Consider the following 15,484-nt stretch of genomic DNA (forward strand, 5'->3'; position numbering starts at 1 on the left):
CGCAATATTCAGGTACTTTGGGCTTGAAAAGCAGACATTTAGCGATTGATTAAACTGAGTAGACAATGAGTAACGATAAGCCATCTGTTAACGATAACGACATGCCGTCAATTGGCTCAGCAAAGGACATCATGGGCGACACACCACGCAAATCCACTGCCAGCAAAACCACTCGTAAACGCGCACCGGCAAAAGCACCTGCATCTAAAAAACGTACCGCTACCAAAAAACCTGTAGCTCGTCGTGGCCGCCCATCGAAAAAGCCCCAAAAGCCGCCGTTTTTCAAACGCGTCTTTAAATACTTTTTCTGGTTTAATTTCGTCAGTTTCTTTGTCGCCTTACCCTTAGCGGCCGCGAGTTTTTATTATTTGACTGTTTATCCGAGCTTACCGGAAGTCAGCGAGCTAAAAGAAGTGACTTACCAAGTTCCGTTACGCATCGTTACCCAAGACGACAAGTTGATTACCGAAATCGGTACCAAGAAACGTGTACCACTTGAATATCACGAAATTCCGGAGCGCATGACACAAGCAATTATTGCCGCCGAAGACGAGAACTTCTTCGAGCATGGCGGCGTTGATTTTAAAGGTCTGGCGCGTGCGGTTTACCATCTAGTCACCACTGGTGAGAAAAAATCCGGTGGTTCGACCATCACTATGCAGGTGGCACGTAACTTCTTCCTAACTAAAGAGAAGACCTATCTACGCAAGCTAAATGAAATCGTACTTTCCTACAAAATCGAGAACGAGCTGTCGAAGCAGGAAATCATGGCGCTCTATCTGAACAAGATTTTCCTTGGCTACCGTTCCTACGGTGTTGCTGCCGCCGCGCAAACTTACTACGGTAAAGAGCTAAGCGAATTGGATATCAACGAATACGCGATGATTGCCGGCCTACCGAAAGCGCCGTCGGCCTATAATCCGATTCGCAATGCCGCACGTGCCAAACTGCGTCGTGACTATGTACTACGCCGTATGAATGAATTGAATTTCATTACTGACGAAGAGATGCAAAAAGGTCTGGCGGTTGACGTTCATGCCGAGTTGCATGGCCCGATTATCGAAGTCGAAGCCGACTATGTTGCCGAACAGGCGCGTGCATTCGTATTGGAACGTTTCGGAGAAGAAGCATTGCAAAATGGCCTAACCATTGTCACCACTTTGGATAGTGCTTTACAGAAACGCGCTACATCTTCCATACGCGAAGGCTTGCAAGATTATGAACGCCGCCACGGTTATCGCGGTGCGATTCAAAATGTCGATTCCGCATTGTTAAATGACACCGAAATGCTTCTGCAATTAATGCAGGACACCACTAATTATGGTGACTTATTGGTGGCCGCAGTAACCGGTTTCAATAAAGGCGAACCAAAGATTCTGATCGAAAACGGCGATACTGCACAACTGCAATTTACTGACATGAAATGGGCGGCGGAATACATCAGCGTCAACCGCAAAAAATATGCTCCAAAATCAGCCAAAGACATCTTAAAAGTCGGTGACCTTATCTATGTACAAAAACTCGATAAACGCTGGCAATTAGCACAAGATCCGCTAGCGGAATCAGCATTAATCTCGATGGACAGCAATAGCGGCCGCATCCTTGCACTGGTCGGCGGTTATGATTACTTCCGCAGTAAGTTCAACCGCGCCACTCAAGGAAAGCGTCAAGTCGGCTCGAATATCAAACCATTCCTATATTCAGCTGCTCTAAACGAAGGCATGACGGCAGCGACAACCATCAATGATGCACCAGTGGTTTTCCATGACCGCAATTTAGAAGATTACTGGCGCCCGGAAAACTACTCCGGCCAATACTATGGCCCGACGCGTTTGCGTAAGGCTTTGGCGCTGTCACGTAACTTAGTTTCGATTCGCCTAATGCAACGAATCAGTATCAATACCGCGGTCGATTACTTTAAAAACTTCGGCTTCCCCGCAAGCGAACTGAATGCGCACAAAAATTTATCGTTATCGCTTGGTGCAGTGGAATTAACACCTGAACAAGTGGCACGCGGTTATGCAACCTTCTCTAACGGCGGTTACCTAATTGAACCGTATTTAATTGATGAAGTTCGCGATTTTAACGGCGATTTGCTATATAAAGCCGATCCGAAAAAGGTTTGTAAGAGCGCCAGTTGCCAAGGTCAAAACAATGCACCGCGCGTTATCGAAGAACGTAATGCATATATTATGAGTAGCATTATGCAGGACGTTATTGCTTACGGTTCCGGTAAACGTGCTCGTGCGCTAAAACGTGAAGACATCGCCGGTAAGACGGGTACCACCAACGACCAGAAAGATGCATGGTTCTCCGGCTTTAACCCGAATATCACTACCACCGTTTGGTTCGGTTTCGATAAACCATCGACGCTAGGTCGTTATGAAGTTGGCGGTCGAGCTGCACTACCGATTTGGATGGATTACATGCAACTCGCATTGCAAAATCAACCAAACCAACCGCTGCAAATGCCATCGGGTATTGTGCAAATTCCAGTCAGTAAAGAAACCGGATTAGCTGTCACACCAGATAATCCGGACGCACTGTATGAAATTTTCCGCGAAGAACGCGCGCCGGAAATTCCGAAAGTTTCTACCCGTCAGATTGAAACCTTAACTGATGAATTATTTGACTAATGAACTGGACTGAACTGGCGGTAAAAATCTCAGCCCAGCTCGAACAAGAGCTAGAGATTTATACTGCCAAAAACATTGCCGGTGGCGATATCAGTCAGGCGTTTAAGTTACATACCAATCAGGGAAATTTTTTCCTGAAAACCAATCTGGTTAGTCATTACGATATGTTCCGTAGCGAAATGCTGGGCCTGCAAACCATTGCCGATAGCAACAGTATTCTGGTGCCTAAAGCGATTGCCAGCGGCACTTTTAAGAACCATGCATGGTTGCTATTGGATTTTGTCGAGATGAGCAGCCGTGGCGATGATTTCCAACGCGGTCGCGATTTAGCGTTAATGCATCATCACCTAAACGATTCCGCGAAGCCATTCGGTTGGCAAGAAGACAACTTTATCGGTCTGACTCCGCAACGCAATGACTGGTGCAGTAACTGGATTGAGTTCTACGGGCAAATGCGTCTTAAGCCGCAAATTCAAATGGCACGCGAACGCGGCATATCATCGTCAACGGCTGACCGAGGTTATCAACTGATCGACAAACTGGATTTCTGGTTTCAGGATTATCAACCAAAAGCGTCCTTACTACATGGTGACCTATGGGGCGGAAATAGCGCTTTCAATAGCGACGGCGATGCGATGATTTTCGATCCGGCCAGCTACTACGGCGACCACGAAACCGATATCGCCATGACCGAACTTTTCGGCGGTTTCAGCAATGCTTTCTATGACGGTTATAAAGAAGTATTCCCCTTAGATAAAGGCTACGCTAAACGCAAAAACCTCTATAACCTGTATCACCTCCTTAATCATTTCAATCTGTTTGGCGGCCATTACCAGCAGCAAGCCGACAATATGATTCAGACACTATTGGCGCAAGCCAAATAGCTTCCGTATAATAGCGACAATTTCCGAATTCAAACTACATAATTTTTAGGATAACAACCATGAAATGCATTCTATTAGGCGCTCCAGGTGCCGGTAAAGGTACGCAAGCTCAGTTTCTAACCAAAGAGTTCTCAATTCCGCAAATCTCAACTGGCGACATGCTGCGTGCGGCAATCAAAGCCGGTACTGAGCTAGGTATGCAAGCGAAAGCAGCAATTGATGCTGGTGAACTGGTAACCGACGAAATCATCATCGGTATGGTGAAAGAACGTATCGCGCTGGACGACTGTGCAAACGGTTTCCTACTAGACGGTTTCCCACGTACCGTTCCACAAGCGGATGCTCTGGCAGATGCAGGCGTTGCTATCGATGCAGTTATCGAAATCGACGTACCGGACGAAGTGATTGTTGAACGTATGTCTGGTCGTCGTGCGCACTTGGCTTCTGGTCGTACTTATCACTTGGTATACAACCCACCTAAGGTTGAAGGTAAAGACGACATTACCGGCGAAGACCTAGTTCAACGTGACGACGACAAACCGGAAGTGGTTCTAGACCGTCTACGCGTTTACCATGACCAAACAGCACCGCTAGTGGGTTACTACAAAGACGCAGCGGACAAAATCGATACCCTGAAATACATCACGATTGATGGTACTCAAGCTATTGATGACGTTGAAACCGCTATCCGTGCAGCGCTGAAATAATCGTACTTCAGCCCAAACGAAGAAAGGCGCTCATTGAGCGCCTTTTTTGCTTTTATAAACAGTTTTTTAAAGCGTTATGAAAGAAGTAAATTTTTAACAATGGATTTGCTTCTCGCAATAGCTTTAAAGCCATTGCGGTGTTAGCAACGGCATTAACTGCAACTGTAAGTTTGCGCTTGGCAGTTCAGAACGCAGGTGCTGATAGATTGCCTGCGCTTCGTCACACTGAATAGTCACCTCCAAAAGCGTCTTGTCTTTATAACCAGACACCTGCTCGGTAATGTTTTCCAGTGGATAAGTATGCGCCTGCACCGGCAATGCGACAAACGTCAACTCACGGTGTGCATAACTTAACAAGGCGTCGGTTACCCCGTCGTAAATGTCGCTGTCGAACTGCAAGCGGAAGATGCATTGTTCAAAGTGTTGTGGCAGACTCATCTTATTTCTCCCCCGCTAATTCAGCTTGCGGTGTTGCCACCTTATTAAAACGACGATAGATAATCGGCAAAATCAATAGCGTCAGTAAGGTCGAACTAATCAAGCCACCAATTACCACAATCGCCAGTGGGCGCTGGATTTCCGAGCCTGGACCTTCGGCAAACACCAATGGTACCAAGCCTAAAGCGGCAATCGATGCCGTCATCAATACCGGACGCAGACGACGCATAGCGCCTTGCACCACAACATCCGCTAAGGCCATACCTTGTGACAACAATTGGTTAAAGTAACTAATCATCACCACCCCGTTCAAGACCGCGATACCGAGCAGGGCGATAAAGCCGACCGAGGCTGGAACCGAAAGATATTCACCGGTTATCCACAGCGCCATGACGCCACCGATAAGCGCGAACGGTACGTTGGCCATCACCATCACCGCTTGCGGAATTGAGCTAAAGGTACTAAATAGAATCAAGAAGATTAAGCCCAGCGCAATCGGCACCACAATACTTAATGTCTGTGCGGCACGTTGCTGATTCTCGAACTGACCGCCCCACTCGAAGTAGTAACCGGCCGGAATCGACAGTTCACGCGCCTTAGCTTTGGCTTCTTCAACAAAACCAACCAAGTCGCGACCGGAGACATTCGAGACCACAACCGCAAAACGTTTGCTCTGCTCACGTTGAATCGAGACCGGACCTTCAACTTCTTCGGCTTTGACTAGCTGATTCAACATTACCGTATGCATACCCAGTGGGCTATTGATCGTCATCGGCTGTTGCAGCATCGCCAAAATCGAACTCTTCTGTGCTTCGCCAGCACGCACAATCAATGGAATACGACGCACGCCTTGGTATAGATAACCAACTTCCATACCGTTGATTTGCACACGCAACAGCTCTTCAACCTGCGTGACGCTCATGCCCAATTTACCGGCCATAATCGGGTCAACATTCAGTTGTAGATAGCGCAGGCCATCGTTGGTCGGGGTAAAGACGTCTTGCGCACCGTCGATGCCTTCCACCATTTTTACCATTTCCTTCGCGACTTCGTTCAGCTCTTGCGGATTATCTCCAAAAATCTTAATCGCCACGTCACCACGCGCACCGGTCAACATCTCATCAACACGCATCTGAATCGGCTGAGTAAAGGCGTAATTCACCCCCGGAAAATTAGCTTCCAACGACTGACGAATCGCTTCAATCAATTCGTCTTTGGTTTCCATGCGCCACTCTTGTTTCGGCTTCAGAACCAAGAAAGAGTCGGTATCATTCAAACTCATCGGATCCATACCGATTTCATCCGAGCCGACACGCGCCACAATGCGTTGAATTTCCGGCACCTCTTGCATCAAGGTCTTCTGGATAAGACGATCCAGATTGGTTGATGCATCCAAACTGACCGACGGATTCTTTTCAATCTGCAAAATAACATAGCCTTCATCCATTTGCGGAATAAAGGTTTTACCGACCTGCGTGAACCCGAGCACCGCTACCGCCAAGCCAAACAGCGCCGCCAACACCACGGTTTTATCATGCGCCAAGGCCCATTTTAGAATCGGTTGATAAACGGCAGAAATCTTACGAATCAGCCACGGCTCTTGGTGCTGCGGCTTACCTAGAATAAACGACGACAAGGTCGGAATCACCGTCAGCGACAGTAGCAACGACGCACCCAGCGCGAAGATAATAGTAATCGCCACCGGCACAAACAGTTTTCCTTCCAGCCCAGACAGAGTCAGCAGCGGCAAGAATACCGTCATAATAATCAGAATCCCGGAAATAACCGGCACCGAGACCTCTTTCAAGGCACGGAAAATAATGTGCATCTTAGGCAGGCGTTGCCCTTGTTGTAAGGCTTTTTCTTGATGCGAGACGATATTCTCGACCACCACCACGGCGGCATCGACCAACATACCGATAGCGATTGCCAAACCACCCAACGACATCAAGTTAGCCGACAGACCGAACCAACGCATCAGGATAAAGGTACTTAACGCCGCTAGCGGTAGAATCAAGGCGACCGCCAGAGCCGCGCGGACATTTCCTAGAAAAACCAATAGAACCAGCAGTACCAAAACCACTGCTTCCGCCAGTGCTTTGGAAACCCCGAAAATCGCCGTATTGACCAAGTCGCCACGGTCGTAGAAGACGCTGATTTCAATGCCTTTCGGAAAGGCCGGTTCCAGTTCCGCCAAACGGTCACGAATGCCCGTCACCACTTCACGCGCATTGGCACCTCGCAACGCCATTACCAAACCTTGCACCGCTTCCGCTTCGCCGTTTTGCGTGACCGCACCGTTGCGATAAATCGAATCAACTTCAACCTTCGCAACGTCTTTCAGGTAAATCGGCGCACTATTACGGTAAGCGATAATCAACTGTTCAATCTGCTCAATCGATTCCAAACTGCCTTGAGTTCGAACCAACAGCACTTCTTCACCTTGGTTCAAACGACCGGCACCATCGTTACGGTTGTTTTGCTGTAGCACTTCAATCAACTGCTCGACACCGACTTGGTAAGTCGCCAGTTTTTGGTAATCCGGTTTCACCGCATAGACGCGTGCTAAACCGCCAAGCACGTTGACATCGGCAACACCCGGCACCGAACGGAGCGCAGGACGAATCACCCAGTCCAACAAGTCGCGTTTTTCCATATTATTGAGCGCATCGCCCTCAATGGTGAACATAAACACATCACTTAACGGCGTTGATAACGGTGCCATACCGCCGGTGATTCCCGGTGGTAAATCTGCATTACCGAGACGCTCGGCAACCTGTTGACGCGCCCAGTAGATATCAGTGCCTTCTTTGAAATCGATGGTAATATCCGCCAAGGCGTACTTAGCCAAAGAACGCAAAACCTCTTGATTCGGCAAACCGAGCAGTTCCTGTTCAAGCGGCGCAATCACGCGCTGTTCAACTTCGGACGGAGTCATCCCTGGCGCTTTGAAAATCATCTTTACCTGCGTCGGCGAAACATCCGGAAAAGCATCAATTGGAATTTTTTGGAACGCTTGCCAGCCTGCGCCGACCAGCACGAGAACAATCAGCAACACCAAAGTGCGCTGAACGAGAAAGAATTGTAGAAAACGACTTAACATAGCTGGCCTATTCTTCCTCTGAAGCGCTTAACGCCAATTTAATTGCTGTCGTTCCTTCGGTAATCAAAGGCGTTGCCGCATCAAATTTGTCAGCGGTGAAATACATATTTTCAGCATCCATTTGCAAAATTTGCACGGCTTGGGTTGCCACTTTTTGTGCACTCGGCTGAGTAAACACGACCGTCTCACCCTCAAACTGCGCCACCGAATTAATCGGCGCACGATACGCCTGCGCTTGCTTAGTCAAAAAACGTACGCTGACCGACTGACCCGGCAGAATCTTGCGCTGCGGATTCGAGAAAATCACATGCACTTCAAAGGTCTGAGTCAGCTCATCGATTTGGTTTTCCAAATGACGGATTTCGCCCTGTTCGCTAAATCCATCGACCGCAACCGTCATACCTTCTTCAAGTTGGGCGCGCATACTGACTGGCACTCGAACATCCAACACAATCGGGTCAATGGTGCCCATGCTGAATAACGCCTGATTAGCGATAAGACGCTGCCCTAGACGAATCTGCATTTCATCCAACTGCCCAGCAACCGGTGCGCTGATATTCAGCTTACTGCCCTGAGTTTTATTGGTTTTCAGCAGTTTATCCATCCGCGCTTGGTCAAAACCGGCCAGACGCAAAGTCTCTTTTTTCTCGGCCAGCTGCGAACGTAATTGCGTCACCAATGCTTGCGCCGCTTGTAGCTGCTTGGTTGATGTCACCCCACTGGCATTCAGCTGTTTGCTACGTTGCAAAGATTTATTGGCAACTTGCAATTCGGTCACAACGCCCAATAGTTCGGTCTGCATTACCACCAATTGCGCACTGTCCAATACCGCAATCACTTCACCTTCGGCCACTTCACCGTGCACACGGCGTAACTCGACCACTTGGCCGTCAATCGGGCTATTGAAATTCTGCATGCTATGAATCGGCATCATCGCAATCGCCTGCATCGGCATACTCGGCACTTGCGAAACCGCTTGCGCTTGCGCGGTTTGAATACCCATCGCTTGCCACTGCTGCGAGTTCAATTGAATATTGGCGTTTTCCGCCTGAGCACCGCCAAAGCCGAATAGGGTTAGTCCCACAAACAGTACGCTGTGTAATGGCAATGATTTGTTTAAATTGGTCATTTTCGACTCCACTCGGTTACTTATAGGCGACAAGGACATGGCCGTTGATTTGGTTCAAATTGGCTACCGACTTAGCAATTTCCACGGTAACAAGCGCCAGCTGTTTGCTGACTTCTAGGAAACTTTGCTGTGCGCGAATCAAGGATTCGATATTCACGGCGCCCAACTGATAGGCCTTTTCCATCATCTGTAATTTGCTTTCACCAAGCGAGACATTCTGTTGCAACAAAACATACTGCTGACGCAGCTGCTCGACATGTTGCAATGCTTCTTGAGCTTGTACTTGTAAATCCAGCTGCGCTTGCGCCAAGGTCACGCGGCTATTAGTCAGGTTGACTTGCTCTTCGGCAACGGCAATCTGTTTTTTCTGATCCATTCCTAATGGAATCGATAGTTGCGCCACCAAAGTGCTGTGATCGGAGCCCGGCGCTTGATCGTGAATTGCGCCGAAGTAAACGCTTGGCGCGATGGCTTGCTCGGCCTTCGACTTGCCGACCTGAGCTTGCGCTACCTGCATTTGCGCTTGTAGCCAAGCCAGATAGGGATGTTGCTCGGCGTTTAAAATTTGTTGCGGGTCTTCCGAAGTATTCATCGGTACCTGATCGGTTTTGGTCCACTGCTTGAACTGTTTAGCTGCCAACTCGAATTGAAAACGCGCGTTCTCTTTGGCGGTTTCCAACTCTACCGCTTTGGATTGCGCCATCACTAAATCCAGCTCGGTCGCGTCACCAGCTTTCTTTTTCAACTGCACTTTGTTCAGCAATTCTTCAGCTTGCTGATATGCGCGATCTGCGGCATTTTTTTGCACTTCGGCGCGGCGATATTGCCAGCTCACATCACGCAATTTTCCAGAGGCTAACCAACGAAGATAGTTCTGCTGAGCACCATTCAGCGAGCGGGTTTGCTCAGCAAGATTCTGCCACGCTTGTTGCTGTTTCGGGAGTTGCACGGTTGCTTGCGCACCGACTTCATAATTACGTACACCGTCATCGCTCAGAAGCGCATCGTTTTCATGTTTCAGATGCAGCGAAAGGTCATCACTAATCCAACGTTCGGCTTGATTTTTATACTGTTTCGCCAATTCACTGGTTGATTGCTGTTGCATCTGCTGTGGTTGCGTCTGCATCACTTGATCGACTAACTTGGCATAGTCGGCACTGACTTCACTGGCCGCGAGAGTTTGCCCGCTAAAGCCGATAGAAATCAGCCATAGCAGAGACCAGCTAGGGTACTTTAGAAATGGTTTCTGCATGAAATCACTCATTCTTTTGGTTGGCATTTTTATTCCGGGATTATGAAAATCCAAGACGAATTATAAAAATGGAAGCTGAATTGAAGCTGAAAATGAATTCATTCTTCGACCGAACGGTCTTTAATTTTTGATAATTACTTGGTTAAGGAAGCGCAGAATAAGCCCCCATTGACTTCAGCGAGGTGTTTGAAGCCATTTGAACTTGTTCTGCGCTTCCTTAAAGCAAACCTGTACTTTTAAACCACCAAATGACGAATGACTAAAATGCAATTTGGCTTTATAAGCTTCTGCCAACTGCTTGACAATCGATAAACCAATACCATGCCCCGGCTTAGTTTCGTCAGTACGGAAACCACGCATTTCTAAGCGATGGAGCTTATCATCAGATACTCCGGGACCATCGTCTTCAATACTTAAGCCGTGCTCATCGATCTTACAATACACGTTGCCATGCGCCCATTTATAAGCATTATCGAGCAAATTACCGAACAGTTCGAAAGCATCTTCCTGCTCCATCAGCAACTGCGCATCCTGAGCAAAATCACAATGCAGTTGAATGTTTTTCTGCTGATACAGCTGAGAGAAACTATTCTGCAAATCAGTGACCAAATCTTGCAACGGCAAAGGCGCAATAACCTGATTTTGAGCGAAACGTTCTGCTTTCAATTCTCTCTCAATCAATGCAAGAATCAATTGGCTCTGCTGCTTAAGTTGCTCTCTCAGTTGCGGGTATTGCTGAAGATTTTGATCCTCAATCAACTGAAAAATCAGGTTAAGAGGCGTTTTCAAACTGTGCGACAAATTGGAATTATGCTGGCGTGACTGCTCAAACTGCAGACGCGACTTTTCCAATGCCAGTTGTAAACTGTTCAATAACGAATGCACTTCCTGCGGATAACTCGCTTTATCTAACTCTAGACTCTGACCAAGCTGAAATGCCTGCAATTGTTGCTCAAGCGGATTCAAACGATTGAAGGCACGCCTTAATAACCAGCGATGCAGGAAATACAAACTCAGTAAAGCAAACAAAGTAAATAATGCGAACAGCAAGTCATAGCGTAATACCATCTGCTGGATCGGTGAATGATTTTCGGCAATGTAAATCCGCAGTTTCTGACCATCTAAAAGCATACTTTCCGAGCGAACCAATAACACATCCCCCATTGGCCCCTTGGTTTCATAGATGTCGACGATGTTATCACTGGCTTTTTCTAACATTCTGAAACCATTCAACGACGGCGAATAGAGCGTATCCTTCGGTGTTTGAATAACATAGTAATGACCTGATTGCGGTGTCATATAAATCGGGCCGATACTGGAATGATCCATCATCCACAAATCGCCGGAACGCACTAAATGGTCAGCAACGAGATTTTTATCATGCTCTAAGCGCGTCAAAACATAGGATTCGCTAATGGTGTGCAATGCCGTTTGCGACAGCCACCAAAAAACCCCGAAAATGGTAACCAAGCTGAACGTTAAGGTGACGAAAAGTTGCTTTTGAATCGACGTAGAACCGGTTGCTGAAGAGCGGAACAACATAAACACCCCCGAACTAATTCGATTTAGGCGGCACAAATTTGTACCCCATACCGCGCAGGGTCTGAATAGGCTCTTTGCCAATCATCTTCCGCAATTTACGAATATAAACTTCAATAACATTCGATTCTCGATCTTGATGTTGGTCGGAAATACGTTCCGACAGCTGGTCTTTAGAAAACACCCGATTCGGGTTAGCGAAAAAGAATTGCAGCAGACGAAATTCAGTCAAGGTTAAATTAAAATGTTCCGCACCAACGTGTAACGTTTTGTCATTCAAATCTAAACTTAAGTCGCCAAATTGAATGTTGTCTCGGCTGGCAGTATCAAGGTTGCGGCGCGCCAAGACTTCTAAACGCGCCCATAATTCTTCAAATTCAAAAGGCTTACCAAGATAATCGTCGGCGCCGCTTTTCAAGCCGGCCACTTTTTCTTGCCAACTGTCGCGCGCGCTCAAAATCAATACCGGAACCCGTTGATTAACCCCTTCTTCGGCACGCAGTTGCTGGAGCACTTGCAAACCGCTGATATCCGGCAAGCCCAAATCGAGAATCACCGCGTCATAGCCAAACTCCTGCAAGTTAAACAGACCATCCGTACCGCTATCGGCAATATCGACCAAAGCACCTTTTTCACTTAAACGCTGCTGCATCTTTTCCAGCAACAACGTTTCATCTTCAACCAGCAACAATTTCATGGCAGCTTACCTAACAATCATTCAATAGAAATGCAGTTTATAAACTTTGCCGCCATCCTACAATCGGACATTTGCATTAAATAACTTGGTCGGACTCAACCTGACTAGTATCGATTTTTCCTTCGTTAATTTTCAAGATTTTATCGCAATACGGCAGCAAACGTTCATCATGGGTAACCATAATAATCGCCACTTGCTGTTCCTTGGCTATCTGGCGCAGCAGTTTAGCGACACTATGCGCGCGTTCAATATCCAAAGCGGCGGTCGGTTCATCGGCCAGAATAATCTGCGGTTCGGTTGCCAAGGCACGGGCAATCGCCACCCGCTGATTTTGCCCGCCAGATAAATCGCTCGGCATGGCATGCAACTTTTCGCCCAAGCCCAGATAGTCCAATAATTGCGTGGCACGCTTGCGAATCACCGCTTCCGGCTCTTTATTGGTTTGCGGAAGCAAGGAGACATTCTCCAACACATTCAAAAAGGGAATCAGGTAATGCGCCTGAAAAATAAAGCCGATTTTTTCACGGCGAATCGTTCGGGCATCTTTGGTCGTCCAACGATCTGCATAAACTTGCGTGTCGCCCAACCAAATTTCACCGCCACTGGGTTCCAAAACACAGCCAATCATCATTAACAAAGTGCTTTTTCCGGCACCGCTCGGCGCAATTAACGCCGCCAGTTCGCCACGCTGTACTTCAAAACTTGCCCCTTTGATTACCTCAACCGCATTATCACCCTGGCCGTAGGTTTTCTGCAGATTTTCGATACGAATACCTGTGCTCATCGCTAACCTCCTATTGCCGAAGCCGGGTCGGCTTTCATAACTTTATAAACGCCGACTAAAGAAGCCAAAAACGAGGCGGTCAAAATAATCGCAAATAACAATAAAGAATCATTCCACATAAGCACCACGCGCTTTGGAAATTGGGCGTAAATCAAATGCGCGAAAATATTCCCGAAGACAAAAGCGATGGCGCCAAGCAGCAAGGTTTCCTGCATAATCATTTTCACCACCATTCGGTTAGGAATGCCGATAAGCTTCATAATCGAAATCTCTTTAATTTTCTCCAAGGTCATGGTGTAAATAATCAAGCCGATAATAATGCCGCTGACCAAGACTAAAATTGCGGTAAACAGGCCAATCTGTTTGGAGGAACGCTCAATGACGTTACGACTGAGGATGGTCGCTTGTTGCTCATGGGTATAAGCGGTCAAATGCTTCCAAGTTTCTATCTGCTCGGCCACTTCTTGCGCGCTATAGCCGGGGCGAACCTTGGCCACCACGGTATTCACCAATTGGGTATTTTGCCCAAGCAGACCTCGTGCACGGTCGTTGCGGATTCTTGGATTGGAATAAGAGAATTGCACATTCTGGGCGTCTTTAAGACTGATATACACCAACGGATCGCCACTTGAAGAAACGCTGCCCTGCACCACACCGACCACATGATAGGTATCGCGCCCTAATGCAATCTGTTCGCCGAGTTGAAAACCGGTTTTATCAGTGACCACCATCTCAAAATGCTGTGCCCGTAAACTTCGCCCGGCAAGGATGCGCTGCGCAGGAATAACCTGAAAATCACCCGCCGGATCAAAACCGACAGCCATAACTCGAACGGCTTGTTGCTGACGGTTGTAGAGTTGAATATTTTGTAACGTCAGGGCGGCGGTTTTATCAACCCCATCCAGAGCGCGCAGAATATCTTGAGTGTCTTGATGCAAGCGTGACGACTCGGCAAAAGGCCCCAACGTCTGTTGTTGCACCACCCATAAATCAGCATTGATATCTCGCAGCAACATCCGCGCATCGTCGGCCATGCCGCGATAGACGCCGATCATAATCAACACAATCCCCAACAGCATTCCGACGCCCATTGCCGTCACCAAAAACTTGCTCAGTGTATGGCGAATATCTTTATAGGCGAGATTAATCATGGAAAGACTCGCGCGCCGTTAAACAGCGGTTTTTTGCTTTTATCCGGCACAATCAACACACTGTCTGCATTAAGTTGCGGGTTATCTTGCTTAGCCAATGCGAATGCTTGAGGATTGGCGGCCGCAATCGTCAATGGCACAAACTGAGCACGGCCGTCTTGCTTCAGCCAAACGCCCTGTTGCTCCTTATGCATACTCAACACCTTATTCGGCAGAATCCATACATCCGGCAAAGTATCGGTATGAATCTTCACCTGCGCCTGCTCAAACAGAAACGGTGGCGGCAAATCCGACTGAAAACCGATATACACCACGCGCTCCAAGGTGACTGCATCGCTCTGTGCATCAATCCGTTTTACAAACCCTTGATACTGCTGCTTAGATTTTGAACGCAGGACAATTTCAGCCAGTTGATTCAGCGCTAATTTGCCGCTAACCCGTTCATCAATATAAGCCTTGACCCATAAGGATTGCGGTTCCAATACTTTAAAAATTGCCTGTCCTGGAACAACGCTCTCGCCAGCTTCCGCCAAACGTTCAACCACAAATAAATTTTCCGGCGCATACAGCTTCAAATTATTCAGTTTGACCTCGATTACCTCAAGGCTTTTCTCGATTCGCTGCAGCTCCGCTTTGACTAAAGTCAAACGGGTGCGCGCACTTTTCACAGCGATCTCGGCTTGCATCATCGCCGACTCACTTTGATCGAAAACCGCTTGCGAAATCATCTTACGTTTCAGCAATGATTTATTGCGATTATGCGCCAATTTCGCTAAATCATAGCGTTCTTGATCCAACTCTATATCTTGAAGATTGGCTTTTACTTCCAGACGTGTCTTACTCTGCAAGGCCTGCATTTCGCCCAGTGTCGCGGTTAATTCAGCCGCATCCAGTTGCGCCAATAATTGACCTTTTACCACCTTGTCGCCTTGGTCCACTCGCGTTTCGGTTAAACGACCGTTACCGGTAAAACCAAGCGGGTAAAAACGTTGCGCGCCCAATTCGCCAAGCCCTTGCACCCAAACTTTAAACTCGCCTTGCGTCGGCTGTAGCGTTTGATAGGTCGATTTCGGTTGATAAACACGCGTGTAAAAAAGCGCTACCAAGAGCACTACCAAAAGGAGTAAGCCTCCCCAAAGTCGCCAAGATTTTTTCATCGCTTTC

Annotated in this window: 12 protein-coding genes; 3 read left to right on the forward strand and 9 right to left on the reverse strand. The window is 47.7% G+C overall.

What is annotated here, in order from left to right; genetic code table 11:
- The first annotated feature begins 65 nt into the window (after positions 1 to 65).
- The 3 genes from J3998_RS06910 to adk are packed head-to-tail and all read left to right on the forward strand — an operon-like array spanning position 66 to position 4,227.
- Complete coding sequence (locus J3998_RS06910) at positions 66 to 2,636, forward strand: penicillin-binding protein 1A (protein WP_243750644.1); 2,571 nt, start codon at positions 66 to 68, stop codon at positions 2,634 to 2,636.
- Positions 2,636 to 3,520, forward strand: a complete 885-nt coding sequence (locus tag J3998_RS06915) for a fructosamine kinase family protein (RefSeq protein WP_208149144.1) — start codon at positions 2,636 to 2,638, stop codon at positions 3,518 to 3,520. The genes J3998_RS06910 and J3998_RS06915 overlap by 1 nt, the downstream gene beginning before the upstream one ends.
- A 59-nt stretch (positions 3,521 to 3,579) precedes the next feature.
- The gene (gene adk / locus J3998_RS06920) at positions 3,580 to 4,227 is read left to right on the forward strand and encodes an adenylate kinase (protein WP_208149146.1); all 648 of its coding nucleotides are present in this window, start codon (positions 3,580 to 3,582) and stop codon (positions 4,225 to 4,227) included.
- A gap of 123 nt (positions 4,228 to 4,350) precedes the next feature.
- On the opposite strand, the gene J3998_RS06925 is transcribed toward adk, so the two are convergent.
- The 9 genes from J3998_RS06925 to J3998_RS06965 form a co-directional block, all read right to left on the reverse strand.
- Positions 4,351 to 4,665, reverse strand: coding sequence for a DUF3240 family protein (locus tag J3998_RS06925; RefSeq protein ID WP_208149148.1), 315 nt, complete (start codon positions 4,663 to 4,665; stop codon positions 4,351 to 4,353).
- A 1-nt stretch (position 4,666) separates the two neighbouring features.
- Entirely contained in the window at positions 4,667 to 7,768 is a 3,102-nt protein-coding gene (locus J3998_RS06930; protein WP_208149150.1) for an efflux RND transporter permease subunit, read from the reverse strand.
- Positions 7,769 to 7,775: 7 nt separating this feature from the next.
- Positions 7,776 to 8,897 carry an efflux RND transporter periplasmic adaptor subunit gene (locus J3998_RS06935; protein WP_208149152.1) on the reverse strand — a complete coding sequence of 374 codons (1,122 nt, stop codon included), beginning with the start codon at positions 8,895 to 8,897 and terminating at the stop codon, positions 7,776 to 7,778.
- Between the two features lie 16 nt (positions 8,898 to 8,913).
- The gene (locus J3998_RS06940) at positions 8,914 to 10,149 is read right to left on the reverse strand and encodes a TolC family protein (RefSeq protein ID WP_208149154.1); all 1,236 of its coding nucleotides are present in this window, start codon (positions 10,147 to 10,149) and stop codon (positions 8,914 to 8,916) included.
- A 174-nt stretch (positions 10,150 to 10,323) separates the two neighbouring features.
- A complete protein-coding gene (locus tag J3998_RS06945) occupies positions 10,324 to 11,691 on the reverse strand; it encodes a sensor histidine kinase (protein ID WP_208149156.1) in 1,368 nt (455 codons plus the stop codon).
- A 13-nt stretch (positions 11,692 to 11,704) separates the two neighbouring features.
- On the reverse strand, positions 11,705 to 12,385 hold the full coding sequence (locus tag J3998_RS06950) for a response regulator transcription factor (protein ID WP_208149158.1): 681 nt from the start codon (positions 12,383 to 12,385) through the stop codon (positions 11,705 to 11,707).
- 76 nt (positions 12,386 to 12,461) lie between these two features.
- Complete coding sequence (locus J3998_RS06955; protein WP_208149160.1) at positions 12,462 to 13,169, reverse strand: ABC transporter ATP-binding protein; 708 nt, start codon at positions 13,167 to 13,169, stop codon at positions 12,462 to 12,464.
- 2 nt (positions 13,170 to 13,171) lie between these two features.
- The gene (locus tag J3998_RS06960; RefSeq protein ID WP_208149162.1) at positions 13,172 to 14,320 is read right to left on the reverse strand and encodes an ABC transporter permease; all 1,149 of its coding nucleotides are present in this window, start codon (positions 14,318 to 14,320) and stop codon (positions 13,172 to 13,174) included.
- The gene (locus J3998_RS06965) at positions 14,317 to 15,477 is read right to left on the reverse strand and encodes an efflux RND transporter periplasmic adaptor subunit (RefSeq protein ID WP_208149164.1); all 1,161 of its coding nucleotides are present in this window, start codon (positions 15,475 to 15,477) and stop codon (positions 14,317 to 14,319) included. The genes J3998_RS06960 and J3998_RS06965 overlap by 4 nt, the downstream gene beginning before the upstream one ends.
- Between the last annotated feature and the right edge of the window lie 7 nt (positions 15,478 to 15,484).

It is taken from the genome of Thiomicrorhabdus marina (genome assembly GCF_017571465.1).
Classification (GTDB): Bacteria; Pseudomonadota; Gammaproteobacteria; order Thiomicrospirales; family Thiomicrospiraceae; genus Thiomicrorhabdus; species Thiomicrorhabdus marina.